This window comes from Arthrobacter rhizophilus, assembly GCF_026241105.1.
Lineage (GTDB): Bacteria > Actinomycetota > Actinomycetes > Actinomycetales > Micrococcaceae > Arthrobacter.
On record NZ_JAPFFT010000008.1, the window covers coordinates 153,719 to 179,843 of the forward strand.

Annotated in this window: 25 protein-coding genes; 7 read left to right on the forward strand and 18 right to left on the reverse strand. The window is 64.1% G+C overall.

From position 1 onward, the window contains the following. From OOZ51_RS09265 to OOZ51_RS09285, 5 genes are all read right to left on the reverse strand, one after another. Complete coding sequence (locus OOZ51_RS09265; RefSeq protein ID WP_265979091.1) at positions 1–1,251, reverse strand: pseudouridine synthase; 1,251 nt, start codon at positions 1,249–1,251, stop codon at positions 1–3. A gap of 170 nt (positions 1,252–1,421) precedes the next feature. Then, positions 1,422–2,087: an SMC-Scp complex subunit ScpB gene (gene scpB / locus OOZ51_RS09270; protein ID WP_265979092.1), complete on the reverse strand. Its 666-nt coding sequence runs from the start codon at positions 2,085–2,087 to the stop codon at positions 1,422–1,424. Then, the gene (locus OOZ51_RS09275; protein WP_265979133.1) at positions 2,084–2,932 is read right to left on the reverse strand and encodes a segregation and condensation protein A; all 849 of its coding nucleotides are present in this window, start codon (positions 2,930–2,932) and stop codon (positions 2,084–2,086) included. The genes scpB and OOZ51_RS09275 overlap by 4 nt, the downstream gene beginning before the upstream one ends. Positions 2,933–3,087: 155 nt before the next feature. Further along, positions 3,088–3,987 carry a ParA family protein gene (locus tag OOZ51_RS09280; RefSeq protein ID WP_265979093.1) on the reverse strand — a complete coding sequence of 300 codons (900 nt, stop codon included), beginning with the start codon at positions 3,985–3,987 and terminating at the stop codon, positions 3,088–3,090. A gap of 245 nt (positions 3,988–4,232) precedes the next feature. Beyond that, positions 4,233–5,558 (reverse strand): cation:dicarboxylate symporter family transporter, encoded by a 1,326-nt coding sequence (locus OOZ51_RS09285; RefSeq protein ID WP_265979094.1) that lies wholly within the window; start codon positions 5,556–5,558, stop codon positions 4,233–4,235. A gap of 152 nt (positions 5,559–5,710) precedes the next feature. Between OOZ51_RS09285 and OOZ51_RS09290 the strand changes: the two genes are divergently transcribed. The 6 genes from OOZ51_RS09290 (at position 5,711) to OOZ51_RS09315 (ending at position 12,512) form a co-directional block, all read left to right on the forward strand. Further along, complete coding sequence (locus tag OOZ51_RS09290) at positions 5,711–7,378, forward strand: sensor histidine kinase (protein WP_265979096.1); 1,668 nt, start codon at positions 5,711–5,713, stop codon at positions 7,376–7,378. Then, on the forward strand, positions 7,375–8,088 hold the full coding sequence (locus tag OOZ51_RS09295; protein WP_265979098.1) for a response regulator: 714 nt from the start codon (positions 7,375–7,377) through the stop codon (positions 8,086–8,088). Before OOZ51_RS09290 ends, OOZ51_RS09295 begins: the two co-directional genes overlap by 4 nt. A 132-nt stretch (positions 8,089–8,220) precedes the next feature. Beyond that, entirely contained in the window at positions 8,221–8,862 is a 642-nt protein-coding gene (locus tag OOZ51_RS09300; RefSeq protein ID WP_265979100.1) for a GntR family transcriptional regulator, read from the forward strand. A 10-nt stretch (positions 8,863–8,872) separates the two neighbouring features. Next, the gene (locus OOZ51_RS09305; RefSeq protein WP_265979101.1) at positions 8,873–10,393 is read left to right on the forward strand and encodes an MmgE/PrpD family protein; all 1,521 of its coding nucleotides are present in this window, start codon (positions 8,873–8,875) and stop codon (positions 10,391–10,393) included. Then, entirely contained in the window at positions 10,394–11,302 is a 909-nt protein-coding gene (gene prpB, locus OOZ51_RS09310) for a methylisocitrate lyase (protein WP_265979103.1), read from the forward strand. Between the two features lie 70 nt (positions 11,303–11,372). Beyond that, positions 11,373–12,512, forward strand: coding sequence for a bifunctional 2-methylcitrate synthase/citrate synthase (locus OOZ51_RS09315; RefSeq protein WP_265979104.1), 1,140 nt, complete (start codon positions 11,373–11,375; stop codon positions 12,510–12,512). 172 nt (positions 12,513–12,684) lie between these two features. Here the strand turns inward: OOZ51_RS09315 and OOZ51_RS09320 are convergent, their stop codons facing one another. From OOZ51_RS09320 to OOZ51_RS09380, 13 genes are all read right to left on the reverse strand, one after another. Then, complete coding sequence (locus tag OOZ51_RS09320) at positions 12,685–13,602, reverse strand: hypothetical protein (protein WP_265979105.1); 918 nt, start codon at positions 13,600–13,602, stop codon at positions 12,685–12,687. Positions 13,603–13,670: 68 nt separating this feature from the next. Continuing rightward, the gene (locus tag OOZ51_RS09325) at positions 13,671–14,207 is read right to left on the reverse strand and encodes an NUDIX domain-containing protein (protein WP_265979106.1); all 537 of its coding nucleotides are present in this window, start codon (positions 14,205–14,207) and stop codon (positions 13,671–13,673) included. Positions 14,208–14,316: 109 nt separating this feature from the next. Next, positions 14,317–15,582, reverse strand: a complete 1,266-nt coding sequence (locus OOZ51_RS09330) for a hypothetical protein (RefSeq protein ID WP_265979107.1) — start codon at positions 15,580–15,582, stop codon at positions 14,317–14,319. Positions 15,583–15,644: 62 nt separating this feature from the next. Further along, positions 15,645–16,154 carry an RNA polymerase sigma factor gene (locus tag OOZ51_RS09335; protein ID WP_265979108.1) on the reverse strand — a complete coding sequence of 170 codons (510 nt, stop codon included), beginning with the start codon at positions 16,152–16,154 and terminating at the stop codon, positions 15,645–15,647. 84 nt (positions 16,155–16,238) lie between these two features. Further along, positions 16,239–17,201: a site-specific tyrosine recombinase XerD gene (gene xerD / locus OOZ51_RS09340; protein WP_265979109.1), complete on the reverse strand. Its 963-nt coding sequence runs from the start codon at positions 17,199–17,201 to the stop codon at positions 16,239–16,241. A 2-nt stretch (positions 17,202–17,203) separates the two neighbouring features. Next, complete coding sequence (locus OOZ51_RS09345) at positions 17,204–17,866, reverse strand: NUDIX domain-containing protein (protein WP_265979110.1); 663 nt, start codon at positions 17,864–17,866, stop codon at positions 17,204–17,206. Between the two features lie 27 nt (positions 17,867–17,893). Beyond that, positions 17,894–19,636, reverse strand: a complete 1,743-nt coding sequence (gene pyrG, locus OOZ51_RS09350; RefSeq protein WP_265979111.1) for a CTP synthase — start codon at positions 19,634–19,636, stop codon at positions 17,894–17,896. 212 nt (positions 19,637–19,848) lie between these two features. After that, positions 19,849–21,588, reverse strand: coding sequence for a DNA repair protein RecN (gene recN / locus OOZ51_RS09355; RefSeq protein WP_265979113.1), 1,740 nt, complete (start codon positions 21,586–21,588; stop codon positions 19,849–19,851). Between the two features lie 3 nt (positions 21,589–21,591). After that, on the reverse strand, positions 21,592–22,614 hold the full coding sequence (locus OOZ51_RS09360; RefSeq protein WP_265979115.1) for an NAD kinase: 1,023 nt from the start codon (positions 22,612–22,614) through the stop codon (positions 21,592–21,594). Between the two features lie 13 nt (positions 22,615–22,627). Next, positions 22,628–23,440: a TlyA family RNA methyltransferase gene (locus tag OOZ51_RS09365; RefSeq protein WP_265979117.1), complete on the reverse strand. Its 813-nt coding sequence runs from the start codon at positions 23,438–23,440 to the stop codon at positions 22,628–22,630. 2 nt (positions 23,441–23,442) lie between these two features. Beyond that, positions 23,443–23,667, reverse strand: a complete 225-nt coding sequence (locus OOZ51_RS09370) for a hypothetical protein (protein WP_265979119.1) — start codon at positions 23,665–23,667, stop codon at positions 23,443–23,445. Between the two features lie 9 nt (positions 23,668–23,676). Continuing rightward, positions 23,677–24,666 (reverse strand): HAD-IIA family hydrolase, encoded by a 990-nt coding sequence (locus OOZ51_RS09375; protein ID WP_265979121.1) that lies wholly within the window; start codon positions 24,664–24,666, stop codon positions 23,677–23,679. Next, positions 24,659–25,486 (reverse strand): hypothetical protein, encoded by an 828-nt coding sequence (locus OOZ51_RS09380; protein WP_265979122.1) that lies wholly within the window; start codon positions 25,484–25,486, stop codon positions 24,659–24,661. Before OOZ51_RS09380 ends, OOZ51_RS09375 begins: the two co-directional genes overlap by 8 nt. 6 nt (positions 25,487–25,492) lie before the next feature. On the opposite strand from OOZ51_RS09380, the gene OOZ51_RS09385 reads away from it, so the two are divergent. After that, positions 25,493–26,125, forward strand: a 633-nt coding sequence (locus OOZ51_RS09385; RefSeq protein ID WP_265979123.1) for a hypothetical protein, incomplete at its 3' end; no start/stop codon positions are given.

Consider the following 26,125-nt stretch of genomic DNA (forward strand, 5'->3'; position numbering starts at 1 on the left):
TTACAGTCCTACGGAGGCCAGGAGGTGTCCGACTTCCTGCTTGCCGAGGTTGCGGATGCTGCCCTGGCGCTGGTCACCCAGGCCGATGGGACCGATCTTGACGCGTACGAGTCGCAGCACGGGGAAACCCACGGCTTCGAACAAACGGCGAACAATACGGTTCTTGCCGGAGTGCAGCACAACCTCGATCAGCACGTGGCCCGGTGTGGAATCCACCAGCTTGAAGGAGTCGACGGAAGCAATGCCGTCTTCGAGTTCGATGCCGGCCTTCAACTGCGCGCCGACGCCCTGCGGGAACGGACCACGGACCTGTACCAGGTACGTCTTGGGCACCTCATAGGAGGGGTGCGTCAAGCGGTTGGCAAGTTCGCCGTCGTTGGTCAGCAGCAGCAGGCCCTCGGTGGCGACATCAAGGCGGCCTACATGGAAGAGACGCTCGCCCTTGTTCTTGGCGGACTTGAGGAAGTCGCTGATGCAGGGACGGCCCTCGGGATCTTCCATGGTGGAGACGACGCCCTTGGGCTTATTGAACACCATGTACAGCATGGTGTCATCGAGCTGGATGCGAATGCCGTCGACGTGGATCACGGCAGACGTCGGGTCCACGCGCATGCCAAGCTCGGTGGTGAGCTGGCCGTTGACCTCGACGCGGCCTTCCTGGATCATTTCCTCGCACACGCGGCGGGAAGCCACGCCGGCCTGGGCCATGACCTTCTGCAGGCGAACGCCATCAGCGTCGTGCTGCTCGGACTGAAGAACTTCGCCGCGGCGTCCGCGGGGTTTGCGGATCGGACCAAGGTTCTGGCCGAAGCGCTCACTGCCGAAGGCGCGGGAAGCGTACTGTTTCTTGTTGCTGGCCTTCGGCTTCAACGCGCCCGGTGTGCCCGGAGCCTTGCCGAAGCCGGGCTTGTTGGAGCCTGGCTTGCGCGGGGCCTTTGCCGGCCTGGAATCTTGGCGGCCGGCGTCTTCACGGCGCTCGTAGCCTCCCGCCGAGGTGGGGTTGTCCGGATCAAAGGGGCGCTCTTCACGCGGACGGGTTGGCTTGAAGGGGCGGTCCCCGCCCGGGGAGAAGCTGCGCTTGCTGCCTCCAGAGGCGCCGCCGGCACGGCTTGCGCCTCCGCGGCCGGCGCCGAAGCCGCTGCCTCCTGCGCGGCCAGCGCTACTGCGGCCGGAGTCTTGCGACTCATTGCGTCCGGAACCGTTCCGTCCCGAACTATTACGTGGTGAACCCTGGCGTCCCGCCTGTGTCATGACCCGTCCTTTTTGTTATTGTGGCCAGCTTGTTCTTTCTCAACATTAGCCAGCCGGACAGAGAATATCTGCCCTGTGAACTCTGCCCGCTACTAGCCGGGCGTTGGTAGATCCTTGCAATATCGAGTTGTTTCGCGCTGCCGTGCCTGCGGACTGCTTGCGTCCTGCGATTACATGCGTTCGGCGTCGAAGAACTCCTCGATCCCCTCCAACCCCGGAAGGTGGGGGGACAATTGAGGCAGTTCCGCTACCGAGCCAATGCCCATTCGCTCGAGGAAGTACGAGGTAGTCCGGTAAAGCATGGCCCCCGACTCAGGATCGGTACCTGAGTCCTCGATCAGCCCGCGTTGGACAAGCGTCCGTACGACCGAATCGACATTGACGCCGCGGATAGCCGACACCCTGGCCCTGGAAACCGGCTGCCGGTACGCGATGACCGCCATGGTTTCGAGTGCTGCTTGCGTCAGCCGCGCGGTCTGGCCTTCGAGAACGAACCTGCCCACGACGTCGGCAAATTCCGCGCGTGAATAGATCCGCCACCCTCCGGCAACGTTCCGCAACTCAAAACCCCGGGGTGCAGCGCTGGCACTTGCATCGGTGTGCAAGTCATCAGCGTCCCTGCCCGGGGCTTTAACAGTATAGCCGCTATACTCCTGCTTCAGTCCCGCCAGCAAATCCTCGACGACGGCGACCGTCACGTTGAGCCCCGCAGCCAGCTCTTCCGCGGTGGCCGGTTCGTCGATCACCATCAGGACGGCCTCCAGAGCCGCACGGGTACCACCGGGTAGGGCTTCCAGCTCGGCGAGGCCGTCCCCGTCTGTTTCCTGCTCGCTCACTGCGGCTCCTGTGCCTTGTCGATAGTGTCGGTGTGTGTTTCGGCGGTGACGGCCGATTCATCGGCGAAAGGGCCGGAATCGTACTCGTCGCTCAAGTTGTCGCTACTCCATCCTTCGGGGCGCCCAGTCCAGCGGACTGTCAGTTCGGCGAGGGGCCCCGGCTGTTCAAAGGCCACGACGCGGTCGCGGAACAGTTCCAGGAGCGCCAGGAACCGGGCGACGACAACAAGCGTGGACTCCGCGTCGGCAATGAGGGCCCTAAAGGATTGTGGCAGGCCGCGTTGCAGGCGGTACCCGATAATCTCGGCCTGTTCCTTCACGCTGACGGGTGTTCCGTGGAGGTGGTCGAGCCCGACTTCCTCGGGCGTGTTGTCCTTCGGCGCCAGGGTCTTGGCAGCAAGCGCAGCGAATTGCTCAGGCGTGTGGCGCCAGATCAGTTCGGGCAGCAATGCCGCGAAATGCCCTTCCAGTGCAACTTGCCGCGGGAAGCGCCGGGCTTCGGACTCCAAAGTGCCGGACATGATCGCGGCCACCTGCTTGAAAGCCTTGTACTGCAAAAGCCGGGCGAAGAGGAGATCCCGGGCTTCCAGCAAAGCGATGTCCTCGGCATCCTCGACTTCGCCGGCCGGCAGGAGCCTCGCGGCTTTGAGGTCCAGAAGCGTCGCGGCGATGACCAGGAATTCGCTGGCTTCGTCCAGCGCCCAGCCCTCCCCCAGTTCCTGAAGGCGCCGGATGTACTTGATGAACTCGTCCGTCACGGTGGCCAGCGCAACTTCCGTGATGTCCAGCTTGTGCTTTGAGATCAAGCCGAGCAAGAGATCGAAAGGCCCGGTGAAGTTTGCCAGCCGGACCTCGAAGCCGGCCTTCCGCGCGGTGGGCGAGACTCCGGCGTCGTCCGCGCCACTTGCGGAAGAGGACGACGGCGGGGCGTCACCGGACTGTGCGAGCTGGGCAATCTGGGCGGGCTTGGCCGCAGGGATGAGTGGCTGTGCCACGCTGGCTAGGGTGCGCCGCCGCGCGAAATCAGTTCCTTGGCCAAACGACGGTAGGCGTCGGCCCCGATGTGGTTTCCGGCGTAGCTGGTGATGGGCTCTGCGGCGACCGTGGCGTCGGCGAACTTGATGGAGCGCTTGATGACGGTTTCGAAGACCTTGTCTCCGAACGCCTCCACGAGGCGTGAGATGACTTCACGGCTGTGCAAAGTGCGGGCGTCGTACATCGTGGCGAGTACGCCGTCCACCTGCAGGCGCGGGTTCAGCCGGTCCTGGACCTTTTCGATCGTTTCGACGAGCAGGGCAACGGCGCGAAGTGCGAAGAATTCGCAGATCAGCGGAATGATCACTCCATGCGCGGCCGTCAGGGCATTGACCGTCAGGAGGCCCAGGGACGGCTGGCAGTCGATGAGGACAACATCGTAGTCGTCCTCGACGCTCTTGAGGGCCCGGTCCAGCACTTGCTCGCGGGCCACTTCGTTGACCAGCTGGACTTCGGCCGCGGAGAGGTCGATGTTTGCCGGCAGGAGGTCGATGCCTTCGACGCCGGTCTTCTGGATGGCGTCGCGGATGTCCACTTTGCGGTCCATGAGTACGTTGTAGACAGTGAGGTCGAGCTCGTGCGGGTTCGCACCCAGGCCCGCGGACAGTGCACCCTGCGGATCGAAGTCGACGAGCAGAACGCGCCGGCCGAACTCTGCGAGCGCAGCGGCCAGGTTGATGGTTGACGTGGTCTTGCCCACGCCACCCTTTTGGTTGACCATGGCGATGACCCGGGCCGGACCATGGGAGGCCAGCGGCGCGGGTTCAGGGAAGTCGCGGTACGGGCGGCCCGTGGGTCCCATGACGGCGTCTTCCAGCTCGAAATCCGTGTCCTCCAGCGTAGTTGCTCCCCGTTCGCTGCTCACGTATCTATCCACTCTCTCCACGACGGTCATTTCCTGCGGCTGTTTCCAGCACCAGCACTGCTCCCCACCTAGGCTACAGCGCCCGACACGGCATTCCGCGGAACTTGACTTTCCCCGCAATTTGAGCCTTGACCTTCTAGCTGAGGTAGAAGGTTTGGTCTCCGGGCCGCCAAAACGCGAGCAAGGCAGGTCCCGCCAAGGGGGTCCTGCCTTGCTCGCGTTTTGCTTCTAGGCTGTATGCCGCACTAGGCGGCCACGGCCTCTTTCACCACGGGTTCCGTGTGGTGGCTGATCATGGTCAGCTCGTCGAACGGCTTCGCGCCGGACAGGACGTTTGTGACCTGATTACGGTCGATTTCCTTGACCCACGTGCCGATCAACACCGTGGCGACCGCATTGCCCGTGAAGTTGGTCAGAGCGCGGGCTTCGGACATGAAGCGGTCGATGCCCACGATCATGCCTACGCCTCCCAGAAGTTCGGGACGGTGGGCCTGCAAGCCCGCTGCGAGGGTGGCCAAGCCGGCACCGGAAACGCCAGCCGCTCCCTTGGACGCGATGATCATGAAGACCAGCAGCGATACTTGGGCGCCGAGGTCCAGCGGGATGCCCATTGCGTTGGCAACGAACAGGGAGGCCATGGTCAGGTAGATGGCAGTTCCATCGAGGTTGAAGGAGTAACCGGTGGGCACAGTGACACCGACAACCGGCTTGGAGATGCCCAAGTGCTCCATCTTGGCGATAAGCCTCGGCAGCGCTGCTTCGGAGGAAGACGTGGAGAAGATGAGCAGGTACTCACGAGCCAAGTACTTCATCAACTGGAAGATGCTGACGCCGGCCACAACCCGGAGCAAGGAACCGAGGACCACCACGATGAACAGCGCACAGGTGATGTAGAACGCAACCATCAGGGTGAGCATGCCGAAGATAGCCTTCACTCCGGTGGCACCGACCACTGCGGCGATCGCACCGAAGGCACCGACTGGCGCCAGCCACATGATCATGATGAGGATGCGGAAGACGAGAGCCTGCCCGTGCTGGATGGCCTTGAGGACCGGCTGCCCCTGCGAGCCCATGCGCTGCAGCGCGAAGCCCACCAGAATGGCGGCCAGGAGCGTCGGCAAGACGGGAATGTCTCCGGGGATAATACCCAGCAGGAAGTCAGCGGTACTGTTCGTGGCAGCCTTCGCGTTGGGGTCGTAAGGGATCAGCTTCAGACCCTCGCCGGGGTGGATGATATTGCCCACCACCAGTCCAATGGCGAGCGCGAAGGTGGACATCACCAGGAAGTACACCAGTGCAAGCCCGCCGACCTTGCCCACGGTGGCTGCCTTGGCGATGGAACCGATACCCAGGACGATGGTGCAGAAAATGACCGGGGCGATCATCATCTTGATGAGCTTGATGAAGCCGTCGCCCAAAGGCTTGAGGGATTTTCCGACTTCAGGGAACATCAGGCCGACGACGGCGCCGAGCACAACTGCGGCGATCACGGCGATGTAGAGGTAATGCGACTTGTCCAGCCCCTTGCGCCCGGCCTTTGCGGGTGCAATCTCTCCTCTTTGAGAGGTCATGGCTTTGCTCCTTTTAGATACTCTGGAAAGCGCCGTGGTTCCTGCAAAATGTCCCTGCGTCGCTCTGCTGTGATATCCATCATTCGGGGCAAGGTGACATGTATCACTGTTGCGTTCATATTGGTCGCAGAATTGATCATAAGGAGGAGCGCGTGATCCGACGCTGGAGCATTGCCCGGAGACTTTTTGTGGCGAACCTGCTGTTCATCCTGGTGCTCACCGCGATCGTGGGGACGGCCGCCTTCGTGGATGCCAGGGACCGGGCCTACAACGACGCCGGGCAGCGCATGCAGGCCGTTGCCGCGGCGATCGCAGCCAACCCCCTCGTGCTTCAGGCCGCCGGCACGCCGAATCCCTCGGCGACGCTGCAGCCGTACGCGCAGGTAGTGATGGCCAACGCCCACGCCGACTTCATCACCATTATGGCGCCGGACCGGACCCGCTGGACCCACGCGAACCCCGACGAAATCGGCAAACCCTATATCGGCACTATTGACCCGGCATTGCACGGACAAACCTTCACGGAAGTCACGGCCGGCACCCTTGGCCCGTCGGTGCGCACCATCGTTCCGGTGGAAGATCCATCCGGAACCGTTCGGGCTTTGGTAGCTGCGGGCGTCACGGTGCGAACGGTCGACGTCGCAGTGTCGGCGCGGCTCACAGCAATCATCGCCATCTCCCTGGCCATGCTCGCAGGCGGCTCCCTGGCCTCTTGGTTATTGGGCCGGTACCTGCGCTCCGTGACCCGGGGCTGGGGGCCGGAGCAATTGGCGCAGCTGTTCGCGTACTACGAGTCGGTCCTGCACTCAGTGCGCGAAGGCGTAGTTCTCATCGACACCGGAGGCAGGGTGGTCATGTATAACGACCAGGCCGCGGAACTGCTGGGACTGGAACGGTCCGACGTCGACCCCGCCGCGGGGCCGGCCCCGCGCCTTTCGGACCTGCCGCTGGATGCCAGCCTCCACGGCCTGTTCGAATCCGGCCGCACGGCGCACGACGAAATCCACCTCACCGGGTCCCGGATCCTGGTGGTGAACCAGGCGCCCGCGGTGGGGCCACCGGGAATGACGGGTCGGCAGCGCCCCGCTGTGTTCGGCACAGTAGCCACGCTCAGGGATCGCACGGAAATCGAGTCCCTGGGCAGCGAACTGGAGACCATGAAGACGTTGTCCGACGCCTTGCGGGCCCAGACCCATGAGCACGCCAACAGGTTGCACACCATTGTTTCCCTGATGGAGCTCGGGCGTACCGCCGACGCCTTGGATTTTGCCACCAAGGACCTCGAGCTAAGCCAACAGTTGACCGACCATCTGGTGGCATCAGTGGACGAACCTGTCCTCAGCGCACTCATCATGGGGAAATCGGCGGAGGCGCACGAACGCGGAGCGGAGCTCACTGTCACCGTGTCCGGCGGGGACGGCCTTCAGGGCTTGGCCGTCCAGGATTTGGTGACGATCTTGGGCAACCTGCTGGACAACGCGCTCGATGCCGCAGCCGCCGCTCCCCCGCCGCGGAAAGTGGAACTAGGCATCGAGTCGGGACTTAACGGAACCACGTTCACGGTTGTCGATTCCGGCCACGGCATCGATCCCGGCATTGTGGACGACGTCTGGCAGTACGGATACAGCACTAAGGCAGCCGGCATCGGACAGAGCGCGGGCCCGGGAACTCCCTCCCGCGGCGTCGGCCTGGCACTAGTGCGGCAAGCGGTGCAACGGCTGGGCGGTACGCTGTCCATCAGCGAATCCACCAGCGCCTTGGGCGGTGCGTTGTTTCGTGTGGTGCTCCCCGCGCCGGACTCCAGGAAAGAAGCCGAATGACCGATATCCGCGTCCTCGTTGTCGAGGACGAACCCATCGCCGCAGATGCCCATGGCGTCTACGTCGGCCGAATTGACGGTTTCACTGTTGCTGGAACAGCCCCGGACGGGCAATCGGCCCTGCGGCTGCTCAACGATTTCGCCGCGGCGGGGGAACCGGTGGACCTTGTCCTCCTGGACATGAACCTGCCGGACCTTCACGGACTGGACGTTGCCCGCAGGATGCGCGCGTCCGGCCTGCTGGCCGACATCATCGCCATCACCGCCGTCCGGGAAGTCAACATCGTCCGCAGCGCCGTGTCGATCGGCGTAGTGCAATACCTGATCAAGCCGTTCACCTTCGCGACGTTTGCGGACAAGCTCGCCAGTTACCGCATGTTCCGCGAGCAACTTGCCGCACCGGCGTCGGGCGCGCGTGCCAGCGGGGCCTCGCAAAGCGATGTGGACCAGGCCTTCGCGAGCCTCCGAGCGCCCACCGAGCTCCCACTGCCCAAGGGACTTTCCGCCCACAGCCTGGACTCTGTTAAAGACCTTCTCGCAAGCCTCGGCCGGGCCGTCTCCGCCAGCGAGGCGACTGAGGCCCTTGGTATGTCCCGGGTGACCGTGCGCCGCTACCTCGAGTACTTGGCCGACGCCGGATTGGCTACCAGGAATCCGCGCTACGGCACTCCCGGACGACCCGAAAATGAGTACCGCTGGAACCGGAGCTAACGCCCCAGCCGCTGGTGTTGACCGACACTATGTATACATAGATCGAATCTTGGATCGTTTTTTTGAACAAAGCTAGGCTGGATCGAGGTTTTTGTATACACTGAGGGAATCCGCACAGCAGAGGGAGGATCCATGCGCGCCAGCGACAAGGCGTATGCTGCCCTGCGCGAGGACATCATTGAATGGCGGCTGACCCCCGGCACAGTCCTCGCCGAAGTGGAACAATCCGAACGCCTGGGCGTGTCCCGCACGCCCGTCCGGGAGGCGCTGAGCCGACTCAGCGCGGAAGGGCTGACGACGGCGGCAGGCGGCCGCGGCGTCGTCGTCACCGACATCTCGCTGGAGGACATCGACGAACTGTTCGAACTGCGCGAAACCCTGGAAGGCAAAGCTGCCGCCCTTGCCGCTGAACGCGGTGAATGCGCGGTATTCGAGCGACTCCACGCCGAGCTCCTCCGGGCACCGGAGATGCTCAACGACAGCGATCCCGCACGGCACGACTATTACGCCTTGGTGGGAAGGCTCGACGAAGCGATCGACGAGGCCATCTCCAATTCCTACCTCGCCCAGGCCATGCGCAGCCTGCGCGTGCACCTGGTGCGGGTCCGCCGCCTCGCGGCCGACGACGCCGGACGCCTCCATGCCGCCGCGGCCGAGCACGCCGCGATCGCCGAAGCCATCGCGGCAGGCAACCCCCGGCTCGCCGAAGCCGCCACCACAGTCCATCTGCACCGCAGTCTTTCCCACGTCAAAGCCACCCACACCCCTCACTAGAAGGAGCACCATGGTGAAGAACAACCACGTCCGCGTCTACAAGAGCGAAGAGAACCTTGCCCGTGAGGAGCAGCTGGCGCACAAGATCGCCACGGTCGCCGCCGACCCCGTCGAAGTGACTCCCCTGGTCGCGGAGATGATCATCAACCGAATCATCGACAATGCCTCCGTTGCCATTGCCTCCCTTAACCGTGCCCCGATCATCGCTGCCCGGGCGCAGGCCCTGACCCACGCGCCGACCACCAACGGCAAGGGCTCCAGTGTCTTCGGAATCAGCGACAAGGTCTCCCCCGAGTGGGCTGCCTGGGCCAACGGCGTCGCCGTGCGTGAACTGGACTATCACGACACGTTCCTGGCCGCGGACTACTCCCACCCGGGCGATAACATCCCGCCGATCCTGGCCGTGGCCCAGCACACCGGCGCGAGCGGGGCGGACCTGATCCGCGGCATCGCCACCGGCTACGAAATCCAGGTGAACCTGGTCAAGGCCATCTGCCTGCACAAGCACAAGATCGACCACGTAGCCCACCTCGGCCCCTCCGCCGCCGCAGGCATCGGCACCCTCCTGGGCCTGGACGTCGAGACGATCTTCCAGTCCGTCGGCCAAGCCCTGCACACCACCACGGCCACACGGCAGTCCCGCAAGGGCGAGATCTCCACCTGGAAGGCCCACGCCCCCGCGTTCGCCGGCAAGATGGCCGTCGAGGCCGTGGACCGCTCCATGCGCGGCCAGACCTCGCCCGTGCCCATCTACGAAGGCGAAGACGGCGTCATCGCCTGGATGCTGGACGGCCCGGACGCCTCCTACGAAGTCCCGCTCCCGGAGGCCGGGGAGCCCAAGCGCGCCATCCTGGACACCTACACCAAGGAACACTCCGCCGAATACCAGGCCCAGGCCTGGATCGACCTCGCCCGCAAACTCCACGGCGAGCACCCCGAGGCCACGGACCCGGCCAACGTGAAGTCCGTCCTGATCAAGACCAGCCACCACACGCACTACGTGATCGGCTCCGGCGCCAACGACCCCCAAAAATACTCGCCCACCGCAAGCCGGGAGACCCTGGACCACTCCATCCCGTACATCTTCACGGTCGCCCTGCAGGACGGCTCCTGGCACCACGTGGACTCCTACAGCCCCGAACGCGCCGGACGCCCCGACACCGTGGAGCTGTGGCACAAGGTCACCACCGTGGAAGACCCCGAGTGGACCCGCCGCTACCACTCCCTGGACATCGCGGAAAAGGCCTTCGGCGGCACTGTTGTCATCACACTCACGGATGGAACAGTGATCACGGACGAGATCGCCGTCGCCGACGCCCACCCGCTCGGTGCCCGGCCCTTCGCCCGCCAGCAATACATCAACAAGTTCCGCACGCTTGCTACCGGTTTGGTCGAGGCGTCCGAGATCGAACGCTTCCTCGCCGCCGCCGAAGCCCTCCCGGAACTGGGCCCGGGTGAGCTGGACCAGCTGAACATCACTGCCGCGCCCGGCGTCTTCGACCTCGCCGCCGCACCGAAGGGGCTGTTCTAGATGCTGTATTCCAAGACCACGCCGGAGCAGAAGCGCCTCGCCCTGCGCGAGATGCTCGCTTCCGGGACCGTCCAGCAGTTTCCCGGCGCGTTCAACCCGCTCTCGGCGCGCCTGATCGAGGAGAAGGGCTTCCCCGGCGTCTACATCTCCGGTGCCGTCCTCGCCAACGACCTCGGACTGCCGGACATCGGCCTGACCACGCTCACCGAGGTGGCCACCCGTGCCGGGCAGATTGCCCGCATGACTGAATTGCCGTGCCTGGTGGACGCGGACACTGGATTCGGCGAGCCGATGAACGTGGCCCGCACCATCCAGGAGCTCGAAAACGCCGGACTCGCCGGTTGCCACATCGAGGACCAGTTCAACCCGAAGCGTTGCGGGCACCTGGACGGCAAGAACGTCGTCGACGTCGACACCGCCGCCAAGCGCATCCGCGCCGCGGCCGACGCCCGACGGGATGCGAATTTCCTCATCATGGCCCGCACCGACATCCGCGCCGTCGACGGCATCGAGGCCGCCCAGGAACGTGCCCGGGCGCTCGTCGATGCCGGCGCCGACGCCATCTTCCCGGAAGCCATGAAGGATCTGTCCGAGTTCCAAGCCATCCGTGATGCAGTGGACGTGCCGATCCTGGCCAACATGACCGAGTTCGGCAAGAGCGATTTGTTCACCGTGGAACAGCTCCAGGGCGTCGGCGTGAACATGGTGATCTATCCGGTCACCCTGCTCCGCATTGCCATGGGGGCTGCAGAGCGTACGCTGGAAACGATCAAGGCCACAGGAACGCAGGAGGCGCAGGTGGAGAACATGCTCACCCGTGCGCGCCTCTATGACCTCGTGGACTACGAGGCTTACAACCACTTCGACACGAGCGTTTTCAACTTCCAGATTCCTGGGCTCAGCCGGTAACTGGATCAACCAAGGGATGCAGGCGCTCCGGCCATTCCGGAGTTCTTGCCGACGAACGAAGGAGTTCAGCATGGTAGCTGAAGAGATCAAGAAGGGCCTGGCCGGCGTCGTGGTTGACTACACCGCAATCTCCAAGGTCAACCCGGACACCAACTCACTGCTGTACCGCGGCTATCCCGTGCAGGAACTCGCCGCCAAATGCAGCTTCGAGGAAGTCGCCTTCCTGCTGTGGAATGGCGAGTTGCCCACGCCGGAAGAACTCGCAGAGTTCACAGCCCGCGAGCGCGCGGGCCGAACCCTTGACCCCGTGGTGAAGCAGGTCATCGATACGCTGCCCACTACAGCCCACCCGATGGATGTGTGCCGCACGGCCGCTTCGGTACTGGGAGCACGGCACCCGTTGGCCGACGTTTCCACGCCGGAGGCCAACATGGCCAAAGCAATTGACTTGTTCGCCGCCATGCCCGCAGTGGTCGCCTACGACCAGCGCCGCCGACGCGGTCAGGGAGTCGTGGAACCCCGCGACGACCTGGGCTACTCGGCGAATTTCCTGTGGATGACCTTCGGCGAGGAGCCTGTGGACGAGGTCGTGAAGGCGTTCAACGTCTCGATGATCCTCTACGCCGAGCACTCCTTCAACGCCTCCACCTTCACGGCCCGTGTTGTCACCTCCACCCTCTCGGACCTGCACTCCGCGGTCACCGCGGCGATCGGCGCCCTCAAGGGCCCGTTGCACGGCGGCGCCAACGAGGCCGTCATGCACACCTTCGAGGAAATCGGCATCCGCACCGAGGAATCGCTGGATGACGCCGCTGGCCGGGCGAAGACCTGGATGGAACACGCCCTGGCGCAGAAGAAGAAGGTCATGGGATTCGGGCACCGTGTCTACAAGCACGGGGACTCCAGGGTGCCCACCATGAAGGCCGCGCTGGACAAGATGATCGCCCACTATGGCCGGCCGGAGATCCTGGGCCTGTACAACGGCCTTGAACAAGCCATGGACGAGGCCAAGGCGATCAAGCCCAATCTGGACTACCCCGCCGGACCCACGTATCACCTCATGGGCTTCGACACCCCCACCTTCACCCCGCTGTTCGTCGCCAGCCGCATCACAGGCTGGACCGCACACATCATGGAGCAGCTCGGATCGAACTCCCTCATCCGCCCACTCAGCGAATACAACGGCGTGGACGAACGGCACCTGCCGTAATTTCTGGACGCACGACGGCGGGCCGGTCACCTGAGTGGGCCCACGCGTGGGCCCACTCGAGCAGGGTTCCCTGGCCGAGCTTGCGAGGTTAGGGGGCTCGTGGGGAGGGTTCCCTGGCCGAGCTTGCGAGGTCAGGGGGCTCGTGGGGACCGGCCCGCCGTCGTACTGCAAGCTATTGGGTGAGCTGCAGGCTGGTGATCATCCGCTTGAGCTTCTGGTATTCAGGTGTCTGCAAGTACTGGGTGGCTTCCGCCATGGTGCTGAAAGTGCGGGAGCCAGGGGCCTGGGCATCACTCGTAGCGAAAGACAGCGTGCCCTTGGGCGCACCAGACACGAAGGAGTACATCAGGCAGCTGTCCCGGAGTTCGCCGCTGGACTTGTCCACCAAACCGATCTGGTAGCCGATGCCGCCGCCCTGGGCTGTCTGATCCAGCAGGCGAAAAGAGAACCGGGCTTGCGACGTGGTGACCCACTGCCCCGTCAGTGAGGTGGCGGCTTTGTCGAGCTCCGTTTGTTTATATGTGCCGGGCCCGCACGCCCCGCCTACGCCGCCGCCCGCGCCATAGTAGAACTTGGCCATGAGGCGCCCTGCCTCGTCCTTCACCTGGATCCCGGAAGCGGGACTGCTGGCGGTACCTGCGGGAACATCAGTGGCCGTCCAGCCCATGGGGAGGTCGAATTGCGCGTGCGCGCTGGCACTGACGAAGCTCGTCCACGCGAGCTCGGGCGTAGGAGTTGCTGATGCAGCAGCCGATGCGGTGGCCACCGTTGAAGCCGGAGCCGTCTCCGACGCTGTTGGCGAGGGAGGAGTCGATGCAGGTGCCGTCGTAGCAGCCGGAGCCTGTGGACTTCCGGCCTGCGCCTGGCTCTGGGACCCAAGGTTGCCGGCAACGAGGACTCCCGCCGCCAGGACCGCTGCGGCCAGTGCCACCAACACGATGATTCTCAGCCTCCGCATCTTCCTTTTCCGTTCAGCGTCCGCTGAGTCCACGCCCAACATGTTCCCGTCGATCTCAGGGCGGTATGAACGCTCCATGCTTTCGTCGTGCATGGACAGTCCGTGGCCATCGTGGCGCTTGGAATCCACCATTCCCCCTTTGTCGTTAAGCGCCCCGAACCGGGCGTCTATCGTGTTAGTTTCCGGCAAACGTCTTGAGGTTACAGCCCGGGTACCCAATTCTGAGCGAGCACACCCGCCGCTGCTCCGTCGTCGGTCCAGTCGGAATGGAAGACTTCGGCCACGTTCTCGTTGTCGTCGGCGAGCACCACGCGGACGTCCATGCGCCGGCCATTCATCATCGCCGGAAGCCAGTGTTCGGCATCGGCCCACATGTGGGCAACCGGCAGTTCCTCCGCCGGGTACCACTGCGGCGTGAGCTCGTCGCTCTCCGTGGGCTCCCCCACCCACGATTCTGCGAGGAACACGGTGGTGAACATGTTCCACTCGGGTTTGGCAGGGAAGACAAAGTCCACAGTGCCCGCGGCCACCAGGTCGTCCGGCTCAACTTGGACGTAGACTTCTTCGCGGACTTCCCGGCAAATAGCCTCGATGGCGGTCTCCCCCTCCTCCACATGGCCGCCGACGCCCACTACCTTGCCCTTGCCGAAGCCGGTGCGCTTTCGTCCAAGGAGGACCTCCCGGCCGGCATCGACCTCGCGGAGGAGAAAACAGAGGGTCACCTGGGCGGCTGTCATGGGATCAAGCCTACGACTGCCTCGGCCCTGAAGAACGACGCCGGGCCGGTCACCTGAGTGGGCCCGCGCGAGCAGGGTTCCCTGGCCGAGCTTGCGAGGTCAGGGGTCGCTAGCCGGCTTTGGTGATGGTGAGCGAGGTGATGACCGCCTTGAAGTCCTTGTAGCCTTGCGTCTGGGTGAAGGCCGCGGCCTCGTCCATTGTCTTGAACTTGTAGAGGCCCCATGTGGGTCCGCCCAATGGACGGCGGTCCGTGAAGCTGAAGAACTTCAAAGGACCGGGTCCTGCGACAGCAAGATCAAGGACGCAGCCAATCCCGTCCTGTCCAGCAATGCGGTTGGTGATTCCAATCCCTGCCTGAACGGGACCTCCGTCATTTGCGGCTGATGTCATGGCGACGAAGACGAATCTTGGTGTTCCTTGACCTGGCAATGCCGGGTCGACTGGCAGCCCGGGCATGGGCTGGCTGTCGAGGATCTTGTAGGGCGCCTTGTTAAGGCAGCTGCTCAAGCTCCAGTCGTTGGTTTCCCCCAAGGCGAGGCGTGCCATGGACTGGCCATTGGAGTCCGTGAGCGCAGTCCCAGGACCGCTTGTCAGGGAAAGGCTGCCTGGGTCACCCAATTGCCACGCTGCCGGATAGTTGAAGCTCACTTTGTAGCCTGTGGACCGGTCCTCGTAGGTCTTGATGCCAAGCGCTGCCAGGGATCCCGGCTCCGGGGAACCGACGAGCGCTGTACGAAGCTCGACTGGGATTCCGCTGTTGACAAACGCTTTGTCCATGAATTGCTCAGCCGTCAGGCGATCGTTATTGGACGCAGCGGCCGCCCAGTTCACAAGGCTGGTTTCCTGCACGTACGTCCCGTTGACAAGTCTGGCGATCCAGAACCAGTCCCCCGGTTCCGGATTCGGATTGTCGCTTGGTGCCGGCGCCATGATGCTCATCCATCCGGCCTTGCAACCCACAAGCCGGAGAACCGGCTTCAGCCGCTCCAATGAAGTCATGGCGCCAGTCAGGTTCTCAATCGTGCATTCACCGTGGCCAACGGCGGCAAGTGACGAAGGCGTCGCCGCGGAGCTTGCCGTCGCGGTGGCGGTCGGGCTTGCCGTGCCAGCGGCCGAAGCAGTCGCCGTCGGTGACGCGCTCGGCGCTATCGTGGACGTACCGGCCGGAACGGGCACAGCACTGATCGAACCGAGATGGGTTGCCACGAGCACTCCGGCGGTCACAGCGGCGGCGGCCATCGTCAGCAACCCCGCAATCCTGGCATTCCGGAGCCGTCGCGCGGCCGCCAAGGAGCGAACATTCGGCGGCAATTTATCAGCGCCGCCGGCCGGGGCAGCCAACACCCTGGCCAAAGCCGCCTCTGCATCCGGCACTGGCTCCCCTCCACCGCGCAACGGATCAGCACCCTCAATCAGATCTCTGATCGGATCCATCCCTATGCCCCCAACTTCTCTGCCACGGCACCGGCATTGGCCGGCAGTAATTTCCGGAAGGCCTCACGCGCCCGGTGCAACCGCACCTTCGCGGCCGACTCACCGCATTGCAGGACCGCCGCGATCTCGGCCACCGTCAGTTGATCCCAATACGCCAACTGCAGAATGTCCCGGTCTTTCTCCCGCAAGGAATCCAACACTTCGTCCACCAGCGAATACCTGCTCCCGGCGCCGTCGCCGGGGACCACAGACTCACGAAGCCGCTCATGCAGCGCTAGCTGGCGCTGATGACTCCGATAAGCATTCCCCAGAAGATTCCTCGCCACAGTGAACAACCAGGCCACATCCACTGACGACGCTTCATCCCATTTCTGCCAAGCCACACGAAACACGTCCGCGGCCAATTCCTCAGCCACCTGTGGGTCATCCACCCGCCGCCGCACAAACCGGAATATGCGCGGATACGTATCTCTGTGCAAGGCGATGAACGTCGATTCCCCCTCGGAACGCACAATCCCCCACTCTCAATCCGAAACCAAGCCAAAAACCTGACTAATGGTATAGTTTCCGGCACAAGCCCGCAGGTTACAGCTCTATCAGCCGAGCGCCCGAGGATGCGCCGCAGCGTACACCTCTCGCAGGGTATCGGCGGTGACCAAGGTGTAGACCTGCGTGGTGGTCACTGAGGCATGGCCCAGGAGCTCCTGGACAACACGGACGTCCGCACCGCCCTCAAGCAGATGCGTAGCAAACGAATGCCGGAGGGTGTGCGGGGAGACATCCTTGGTGATGTTGGCCTTCTCCGCTGCGGCCTTCAGAATTGTCCAGGCACTCTGCCTACTGATCCGCCCTCCGCGGGCGTTCAGGAACAGTGCCGGAGTGCCTTTTCCTTTGGCGGCCAACGCGGGCCTTCCGCGGACCACATAGGACCCGACGGCGCGAGCACCATAGGATCCCAGCGGCACCAGGCGCTCCTTGGAGCCCTTTCCGAAGAGCCGTACGATCGCGGGCCTATCGGCTTCCGCTTCGAGCGAGACATCGTCAACGTCAAGCCCCACAGCTTCGCTGATGCGGGCACCTGTGGAGTAGAGGAACTCCAGGAGTGCCCGGTCCCTCAGGCCGGTGGCGGTATCGGCACCGGCCGCTTCGAGGATCCGGGTCACTTCGCCGACGCTGATGGCCTTCGGCAGACGCCGGCCGGGCATTGGCGGGTGGACATCGCTGGCGGGGTCCGCCGTCGTCGTCCCCTCCAAAGCCCAAAACTTGTGGAGCCCGCGGACGGCAACCACGGTGCGCGCCGCAGAGCGGACGCCCAGCGTGGCGCCACCATCCGAGCCGTCGGCGAGGGCCTGCACAAAGGCGGTGACGTCGTGGCGGGAGATGCTGCCTGGTTTGTCGACGCCGGAGGCGGCCAGGAAGTTCGAATAGCGGGACAGATCCCGGCGGTAGGCGGACAACGTGTTGCTTGCGAGGCCGCGTTCCACGCCAAGGTGCTGCAGGTAGTCCGTGACGGCCCGGTCAATGGCAGTTTGAATCCGGGCTTCCGCTAGCTGCGGCATGGTCAGCGTTGGCTCGGGTGGGCTGGCCAGGGGGCATGGGCCGGGCGCAGGCTCCTGAAGCCGTCGGCGCGTGCGGCTGCGGCGGCGAGGATCCCGACGACGGCGGACGGGTTGTGAAGACGGCCTTCCAGCACTGCCACAACAGCCTCGTCGAGAGGTACCCACACCAGCTCGATTTCGGATTCCTCCTCCGTGCGGACGTGGCGTTCGGCCTCGGGCACGTCTCCCAGTCCCCGCGCCAGATAGATTCGGATCGCCTCGCTCGAGGATCCGGGCGAATTGAAGAAGTCCACCAGGACGTTCCACGTGGCGGCCGTAAGATCGGCTTCCTCGGCCAACTCCCGGGCCGCACCCACCACAAAGTCTTCTCCGGCCACGTCGAGAAGCCCGGCGGGAATCTCCCACAGATCCATGCCGACCGGGTGGCGATATTGCTTGAGCAACAGGATTTCGCCGTCGACATTCATCGGCAACACCGCGACGGCGCCAGGATGGTCAATGTAGTCGCGAACCAAAGTACCGGTATCTTCGCCCAGCTCGAAGGCGTCGCTGACGACGTCCCAAATGCGGCCTTCGTAGACCTTGTTGGACGACAAAAGACGGCGCGGGCTCGGCATGTCCGAAACCTTCCGAAAAGTACTGGGGGTTTCAGAAATACCGGGCATCGCGCCGTCCTTCGTTTGTGTGAGCGATTACTTCGCAGCTACCTTGCGAGCCGACTTCGCAGCCGAATCAACGCCTGCCTGGCGCTCCAGCGCAGCCTTCACAAGCCCCGCAAACAGCGGGTGCGGGCGTGTGGGGCGGGAGCTGAGCTCCGGGTGGGCCTGCGTTGCCACGTAGTACGGGTGTACTTCGCGCGGCAGTTCCACGTACTCAACCAGCTTGCCATCGGGAGACGTTCCGGAGAACACCAGGCCCTCGGCCGCGATCTGCTCGCGGTACTTGTTGTTGACCTCGTAGCGGTGGCGGTGGCGTTCGCTGACCGTGGTTGCGCCATAGGTCTCTGCAACCACGGAGCCTGCGTCCAGCTTGGCTTCATAGAGACCCAGACGCATGGTGCCACCCAAATCGCCCTTGCCGTCCACGATGTCCAACTGCTCTTCCATCGTGGCGATGACAGGGTATTTGGAGTCGGGCTCGAACTCGCTGGAGGATGCGCCTTCGAGGCCGACCACGTTGCGGGCGTACTCGATGACCATGCACTGCAGGCCCAGGCACAGGCCCAGAACCGGAAGCTTGGTTTCGCGGGCGAACTTTAGCGCACCCAGCTTGCCTTCCAAGCCACGGATCCCGAAGCCGCCGGGAACACAAATCGCGTCGACGCCGGCCAGGGACTTGGTGGCGCCCTCGAGGGTTTCACATTCGTCGGACGGGACCCAGCGGATCTTGACCTTGGTCTCGTTGGCGAAGCCGCCGGCACGCAAGGCTTCGGTCACGGACAGGTAAGCGTCCGGGAGGTCGATGTACTTGCCCACCAAGGCAACTTCAACCTGGTGCTTGGGGTTGTGGACTGCTTCGAGGAGCTTGTCCCAGCTGGTCCAGTCGACGTCCTTGAACGGGAGATCCAGGGCACGGACGACGTAGGAGTCAAGGCCCTGGGAGTGCAGCGTCTTGGGGATGTCGTAGATGCTGGGAGCATCGGCGGCGTTGACCACTGCGTCAATATCGACGTCGCACATGCGGCCGATCTTTTCGCGCATGGCATCGGGCACCTCGCGGTCTGAGCGGATCACGATCGCTTCCGGCTGGATGCCGAGGGAGCGCAAGGCGGCAACGGAGTGCTGTGTTGGTTTGGTCTTCAGTTCCTGCGAGGGGCCGATGTACGGCACCAACGAGACGTGGAGGAAAAAGACGTTGTTGCGGCCGATGTCCTGGCGGACCTGGCGGGCCGACTCGAGGAAAGGCTGGGACTCGATGTCGCCAACGGTGCCGCCGATTTCGGTGATGATGACGTCCGGAGCGTTCTTGCCTTCAGCGGGGAGGCGCATGCGGCGCTTGATCTCATCCGTGATGTGCGGGATAACCTGGACGGTGTCGCCGAGGTACTCGCCACGCCGTTCCTTGGCGATGACCGTCGAGTATATCTGGCCGGTCGTAACGTTGGCCGAACCCTCGAGGTTTTCATCGAGGAAGCGCTCGTAGTGTCCGATGTCGAGGTCGGTTTCGGCGCCGTCGTCAGTGACGAAGACTTCGCCGTGCTGGAAGGGGTTCATCGTGCCCGGATCCACGTTCAGATAGGGATCGAGCTTCTGCATAGTTACAGACAAACCGCGTGCCCGCAGCAGGTGGCCGAGGCTCGAAGCCGTCAGTCCCTTACCGAGCGAGGACGCCACACCGCCAGTGACAAAGATGTGTTTGGTCGTCTTGGACGAGCCCGGGAACCGGGAATTTACACGGGAATTTGATCGCTGCACCACGGAATTCGAGCCTATCATCAATTGCGCCTCCAAAGGATCCGCTAGCCGTTTTCCCAAATGCTCAATAGTCCCCTGCCATGGGGCAAGGATCAAGAGTAAAGTCCACCCGAAACGGCAAAACCAGGTCAGTCGCTCGGGAATCCCCGGCTTGGCAGCGCCCTCCGCGTGAGCCCGCTCCCGGTCCGTCAAGGCCCGGATGTGACTGATGTCCTACAGCTGGAGCTGGCCGGCTAGGCCTGCTGGGGTAGAAGCTTGGCGTCGTCCAGCAATTCCTGGGCATGCGCACGCGCGGACTCCGAGTCTTCCTGCCCCGCCAGCATCCGGGCAAGCTCCTTCACGCGTTCTTCGTCATCGAGGAGTTGGACGTCGCTGGACGTGAAGCCAGTGGCGGTCTTACCGTCGCTCCCCCTGACTGAGGTCTTGGTGACACGGATGTGCTGGTCCGCGAACGCGGCGACCTGCGGCAGATGGGTTACCACCAGCACCTGGACGTGGCGCGCCAGCATGGCGAGCCGGCGTCCAATCTCGACAGCCGCACGCCCACCTACTCCGGCATCCACTTCGTCAAAGACGAACGTCGGCACGGGGTCCACAGCGGCAAGGACCACCTCGATGGCGAGCATGACCCGGGACAATTCACCACCGGACGCTCCCTTGCCGAGAGGACGGGCAGGGGCCCCTGAGTGGGGCTGCAGCAGGAAAGAGATGTCGTCGACGCCGTGCGGCCCCAACTGCCCTCCACTGTCTACCTCGATCACCAGGGTGGCGTCGGCCATCGCAAGGGCGGTGAGTTCCGCACTCACGCGCGCGGCAAGGTCCTTGGCGGCCTTCGACCGCGACTTGGAGATCCGTGCGGCCTGCTTCCGCAGTGTGGACTCTGCGGCAGTCACCTCAGCGTCGAGGGCTTCGATCCTGCTGGAGTCGTCCTGCAGTTCGTCCAGCCGGATCCTTGAGGCTTCGGCCCATTCGAGCACCTCATCGACGCTCGGGGCGTACTTCCGGATGAGTTTGGCCAGCGCCCCACGCCTGTCCTCAATCTCTGCAAGGCGTTCCGGGCCTTCGGAGTCCAAGGAGGCCTGGTAGCTGGAGAGCTCCGCCGCGATGTCGTTGATGAGGAAACCAATCTCGGCGAGCCGCGTGGCCGCTCCCGCCAAGGCTTCGTCATGCTCGGAAACCTGTTCCAAGGTCCGTTTGGCCGAGTCGATCAGAGTCGTGGCATCGGCCGTTTCGCCGAATTCCTCCGAGATCAGAGCTTCATGTGCTGCCGCGGCGGCAATCCGGAGCTCTTCGACGTTGGCCAGTTTCATTGCCTCGGCCTTGAGGGAATCGTCCTCTCCCGGCTGGGGGTCGACGTCGTCGATTTCCTGGAGCGCGACGGCCAGCGATTCCGCCTCCCGTAGCCTTTCCCGGGCCTCGCTTCGGAGGGTATCGAGTTCCCCCTGGCTGGACTTCCAATGACTGTAAAGGTCCTGATACTCAGTGAGCGCCGCGCCGAGGTCCGCCCCGGCGAAACGGTCCAGTGCGTGACGTTGCGCCACGGCACCCTTGAGCCGGATCTGGTCCGACTGGCCATGCACCACCACCAGGCTTTCGCCAAGTTCTGCCAGGACGCCCACGGGCGCCGACCGGCCGCCAACGAAGGCACGGCTGCGGCCGTCCGCGCCCACGGTGCGGGCCAGCAAGAGCTGAGTGCCGCCGTCGTACTCTTCTGCGTCGCCGCCGGCCTCCACAGCCCGTTCCACGGCGGCGTGCGCCGGATCAAGCAAGAGCCGAGCCTCCGCGGAGGCTGACTTGGCGCCGGAGCGTACCGCACCGGCGTCGGACCGTGCTCCCAAGAGGAGGCCGACGGCGGTGACCACCATGGTCTTGCCAGCGCCGGTTTCACCCGTGACGACGCTCAGGCCGGGCCCCAACGGCAACGTGGCGTCGGTGATGACGCCGAGATCACGGATCCGGAGTTCCTCGATCATGGTTTACATCTCCTTGGTGGGATCGGCCGCTCTGCCTGTCCGCACGTCCTGGGGCGTCGGCAAAGGGCTGGGCTTGAAAGTCCTGACCACGGGGGTAGGACCGGTGTGGATGTCCGCCGAACGGGGTGCCGGGCCCCGCCAGCCGTGGATGGGGAGCTCGAACTTCCGGACGAGTCGTGCGGAAAACGGAGTCTGGTGGGTGCGGGCAAGCCGCACGGGCCGCGTGGACCGGGTCACTTCGACCCGGGCGCCCGGCGGCAGGTCCACGGAGCGTCGACCATCGCACCAAAGCACGCCTTGGGCGTCCGTGCGGGTGAGTATCTCCACGGCAAGCCTGGACCGCGGTGAAACGACGAGGGGTTTCGCGAAGAGGGCATGGGCGCTGATGGGCACGATCACCAAGGCTTCCACCTCAGGCCACACCACCGGCCCGCCGGAAGAGAAAGCGTAGGCCGTGGAACCGGTGGGAGTAGCGAGCACAACCCCGTCGCAGCCAAAGGACGTCAGTGGACGTTCATCCACTTCGGTCACTACTTCGATCATGCGCTCCCGGTCAGCCTTTTCAATAGCGGCTTCGTTGAGGGCCCAGGTATGCCAGATCTTCTGGCCACGGACCCACACCTGGACATCGATGGTCATGCGCTCTTCCACGGTATATTCGCGGCTGGCGATCCACTCAACGGTCTGGGCAAGATCGGCCCGCTCGCTCTCGGCAAGGAAGCCGACATGTCCAAGGTTGACACCCAGCAGGGGAACGTCAACATTGCGGACCAGCTCAGCGGCGCGCAGGATGGTGCCGTCGCCACCAAGAACCATGACGAGTTCGACGTCCTCCAACCGGACATCCTCGTGGAGGATTTCGATCGGCTTGTCCACAACACCGTAGAACCGTTCGATGTCGTCCAGTTCCGATTTCTGCATCACGGGAATCAGACCTGAGTAGTGGAGCTGCCCGCAGGCATCCCAAGCCGCGCGAAGGGAGTCCTCACGCCCGGTGTGGGCAAGGACCAAAACGCGCCTGCTCATGGTGTTCTGCTTTCTAGTGGGTGGTCCAGATTCGTTCCATCAGTGCAGCAACTTCCTCGTCCCGCTCTTCGATCTTAGGCAAGTCCGCCTGAATCCTGCGTCTTATCCACAGGAAGTACTCCACATTTCCGTCCTGGCCCGGCAAGGGGCTCGGTGCCAGGTCGCAGAGTTCAAGCCCGGCGTCCACGGCCGCCTTGGCAACCTGGGCTACAGCCCGTCGCCGTTCATGATCGGATGTGACCACGCCTGTGCGGCTCAGCCGTTCCTTGCCAACCTCGAATTGTGGCTTCACCATGAGCACAAGGTCTCCCCCGGGTTCCGTGCATGCCGCGAGCGGGTGCAGAACCAGGGTGAGGGAAATGAAGGACAGGTCCGCCACAGTGAGCGCGGCCGGGCCGCCGATTTGTTCCGGAGTCATATAGCGGACGTTGAGGCCCTCGTGGACGGCGACGCGCGGATCGTTCCGCAAGGACGGCACCAACTGGTCATGCCCGACGTCGACCGCCACCACCTGCGCGGCACCTCGCCGGAGCAGCACGTCCGTAAAGCCGCCGGTGGAGGCTCCGGCGTCGAGGCACCGTTTTCCCTCCACGACGACGGAAAGGAACGCCGCCAGGGCTCCGGCCAGTTTATGGCCGGCGCGGCTGACATAAATGTCCTCGGCATGGGCTTGGACATCAAGTTCGGTCGCTTCGGAGATCTGTTGTGCCGCCTTGGCGAGAACGCTGCCCCTGGAGCTGACTTTTCCGTCAGCAATGAGTTTCGCGGCATGGGTCCGCGATCTCGCCAATCCCCGGGTGACGAGTTCCTGGTCGAGTCTGGCCATGCTCAGCGTTCTTCGGCGTCGAGGGCCGCCATCAAGGAGTCGTGGATCTCGGCGTACATGCCGCTGTGCTCGGCCACCGGCAGGGACGGGATGTCTGCCAGCCGTTCCAGGGTCGAGTCCACGGCTGCATCACCGATCGGGGCAGTGTCGTCCGGCCATGGAGCATCGTGCGGTTCGGCGCCGCTCAGTTCGACGGCACTCTCCGTGAGATCGTTCAACTCGCTCATTGCACCAGTCTAGTTTTCCAGCCATTTGAGCCGCGGCGATGTAGCCTCTGCCGCGTCCGGGTTGGCGGCCCACCAGGCTGCACACGCAGCACGCCAGGCGTCCAGGTCCTTCTCGGACCCGGAGATGGTGATCAGGCCATCTTGGACCTCGGCAGTTGCCTTTCCGCAACGGAACGTGCTGTCTTCCTCGACGATCTCGGGGTACGGCTCGTACAGTTCAGTGAGATCAGCCAGCAAGTAGCCCGGGCGTTCCGAACTGCGTGCAGCAAGGATGGACTCGGGCGTGTCGACGCCGGTGAGGACCGCCGCCGTCGCGAAGCCGGCACGATTGCCGCCGAGGATATCGGTGTCCAGACGGTCGCCGACGACGATCGGGCGCTCGGACTTCAGCCGCCGCGCAGCGGAGTGAAATAGAGGAGCTTCGGGCTTGCCTGCGACTCGCGGTTGCTTGCCCGTGGCAGACGCGACGGCGGCTACCAGGGTCCCGTTTCCGGGTGCAATGCCGCGGGCTTGGGGAATGGACATGTCCGTATTTGTGGCGACCCAAAGGGCACCCGAAGCAACAACGTAGGACGCCTCGGCCAAGTCCTTCCACGCGATTTCCGGATTGAAGCCCTGGACTACCGCCACGGGCTTCTCTTCGGCGCTGTGGACCGGCGTGAGGCCAACGAGTTCTATTTCGTGAGCCAACGCCGCGCTACCAGTGATCATCACGCGTGATCCGGGAGCCAGGAGACCGGCGAGAAGGTCGCCGGCGGCCTGCGAAGAGCTGACCACCTGATTGTCCTCAGCCGGTGCCCCAAGCTCACGAAGATGCGCCGCAACCTGGGCAGGGGTGCGCGAAGCGTTGTTGGTTACATACCCAAGCCGCACCCCAACCGACTCAAGCCGCTGCAGGGACTCCACCGCGCCAGGAATGGCGTGGGGGCCCGCGTAGACAACTCCGTCCAGATCGGACAGAACTGCGTCAAAACGTGAAACCAGTGAGGCCTCAGTCATTCTTGGTCTCTTCGCCGTCCCCGGAAGCCTTTTCGTGGTCTTCGTCTGCTTCGTCTTCCTCGGCGGAATCGGGGTCCGATTCGGCGTCATCGGACTCGAAGTAGTCAGACTCGACATCATCGAGTTCCACTTCGTGCTGTTCCGAGTCTTCAGAATCGATGACCGTCTCCGCGCGTACCGGCGCAGCCTCTGTGCTCGACTCTTCAGCTCGTTCGGTGCCCTCCTCGAAGTTCCGGAAGCGGGGCTTGGGAGCTTCGCGCTCGTCGCCTTCGCCGAGGTCGATAATGTCCGGGTCTTCGAACTCTCCTACGCCGAGGGCATTTTCCGCAACGACTGCCTGGCGCTGCCACTTGTCGGCCTCCCCTGCACGGCCCACGGCCGTCAGGGCGTTAGCGTAAGCACGGAACAGGCGCGGGCTGTAGGAGAAGGCGCGGTTGATGTCGAGCTGGATGATCTCCAGCTCCGCCACGGCGGCGTCCAACTGGCCAAGGTCGGTCCTGGCTCCGGAGGCCACAATTGCGAGTTCAACCTTGCCAGGGGCATCGAGATCCTGGGCTTCGGGAGAACGGACGACATCCAGCGCGCGGTCCGGTCGCCCCAGACCGCGTTCGCAGTCAGCCATGAGCGGCAAATGGACGTTGGATCCGCTGATCCGACGGTAGGTGCGGAATTCGCGAAGCGCCTCGCCATAGTGTCCGGCAGCGTAGGCGGTCAGGCCCACGGCTTCACGGACAGCTGCCAAGCGTCCACCACGGCGGCTTGCAGCCAGGGCGTGCTGGAAGGACAGTTCAGGGTCGATATCGATGAGCCGGCCGGCCATGACGAGGTGCTTGGAAACCCATTCGGCATTTGTGCCTTCAAGGGTCTTGATCTGGTGCTTGGTGACCCGGTCGAGCTCCTGGCCCGTAACGTCGTCGTCGATCTCGGGGGAACGCTCGCGGTCCGGGCGGTTGGCGCTGCGCAGATCCGCCGCGTTCGGAACCCTTGCGGGACGCTCTTCCCAGGATCCGCCGCCGAAGCTACGTCCCTCGGCACGCGGGCCATCGAACTTGCGGGGACCGCGCTCAGGGCGATCGCCGAAGCTGCGGCGCTCTCCGTCGCCTTCACGGCGCGGGCGATCGCCGAACGGCTTGCGGTCACGGTCGCCAAAGCTCGGACGCGCGTCGCCTTCACGACGCGGACGATCACCATAAGGCTTGCGATCGCGGTCACCAAAGCTGCGGCGCTCACCGTCGCCGGCTGGCTTACGATCGCCGAACGGCTTGCGATCGCGATCGCCAAAGCTCGGGCGGGCATCGCGCTCACCGCGCGGACGGTCACCATAAGGCTTGCGATCGCGGTCACCAAAGCTCGGACGCGCATCGCCTTCACGACGCGGACGGTCACCATAAGGCTTGCGATCGCGGTCACCAAAGCTGCGGCGCTCACCGTCGCCGGCTGGCTTACGATCGCCGAACGG

Coding starts and splice junctions, on each gene's coding strand:
- OOZ51_RS09320 (WP_265979105.1), bottom strand. CDS start 13,602: ATGGTGGATTCCAAGCGCCACGATGGCCACGGACTGTCCATGCACGAC.
- OOZ51_RS09345 (WP_265979110.1), bottom strand. CDS start 17,866: ATGCCCGGTATTTCTGAAACCCCCAGTACTTTTCGGAAGGTTTCGGAC.
- OOZ51_RS09265 (WP_265979091.1), bottom strand. CDS start 1,251: ATGACACAGGCGGGACGCCAGGGTTCACCACGTAATAGTTCGGGACGG.
- recN (WP_265979113.1), bottom strand. CDS start 21,588: ATGATCGAGGAACTCCGGATCCGTGATCTCGGCGTCATCACCGACGCC.
- OOZ51_RS09360 (WP_265979115.1), bottom strand. CDS start 22,614: ATGAGCAGGCGCGTTTTGGTCCTTGCCCACACCGGGCGTGAGGACTCC.
- prpB (WP_265979103.1), top strand. CDS start 10,394: ATGCTGTATTCCAAGACCACGCCGGAGCAGAAGCGCCTCGCCCTGCGC.
- OOZ51_RS09315 (WP_265979104.1), top strand. CDS start 11,373: ATGGTAGCTGAAGAGATCAAGAAGGGCCTGGCCGGCGTCGTGGTTGAC.
- OOZ51_RS09370 (WP_265979119.1), bottom strand. CDS start 23,667: ATGAGCGAGTTGAACGATCTCACGGAGAGTGCCGTCGAACTGAGCGGC.
- OOZ51_RS09305 (WP_265979101.1), top strand. CDS start 8,873: ATGGTGAAGAACAACCACGTCCGCGTCTACAAGAGCGAAGAGAACCTT.
- pyrG (WP_265979111.1), bottom strand. CDS start 19,636: ATGATAGGCTCGAATTCCGTGGTGCAGCGATCAAATTCCCGTGTAAAT.
- OOZ51_RS09300 (WP_265979100.1), top strand. CDS start 8,221: ATGCGCGCCAGCGACAAGGCGTATGCTGCCCTGCGCGAGGACATCATT.
- OOZ51_RS09375 (WP_265979121.1), bottom strand. CDS start 24,666: ATGACTGAGGCCTCACTGGTTTCACGTTTTGACGCAGTTCTGTCCGAT.
- OOZ51_RS09285 (WP_265979094.1), bottom strand. CDS start 5,558: ATGACCTCTCAAAGAGGAGAGATTGCACCCGCAAAGGCCGGGCGCAAG.
- OOZ51_RS09325 (WP_265979106.1), bottom strand. CDS start 14,207: ATGACAGCCGCCCAGGTGACCCTCTGTTTTCTCCTCCGCGAGGTCGAT.
- xerD (WP_265979109.1), bottom strand. CDS start 17,201: ATGCCGCAGCTAGCGGAAGCCCGGATTCAAACTGCCATTGACCGGGCC.
- OOZ51_RS09295 (WP_265979098.1), top strand. CDS start 7,375: ATGACCGATATCCGCGTCCTCGTTGTCGAGGACGAACCCATCGCCGCA.
- OOZ51_RS09365 (WP_265979117.1), bottom strand. CDS start 23,440: ATGGCCAGACTCGACCAGGAACTCGTCACCCGGGGATTGGCGAGATCG.
- OOZ51_RS09380 (WP_265979122.1), bottom strand. CDS start 25,486: ATGGCCGGCCGGCTCATCGATATCGACCCTGAACTGTCCTTCCAGCAC.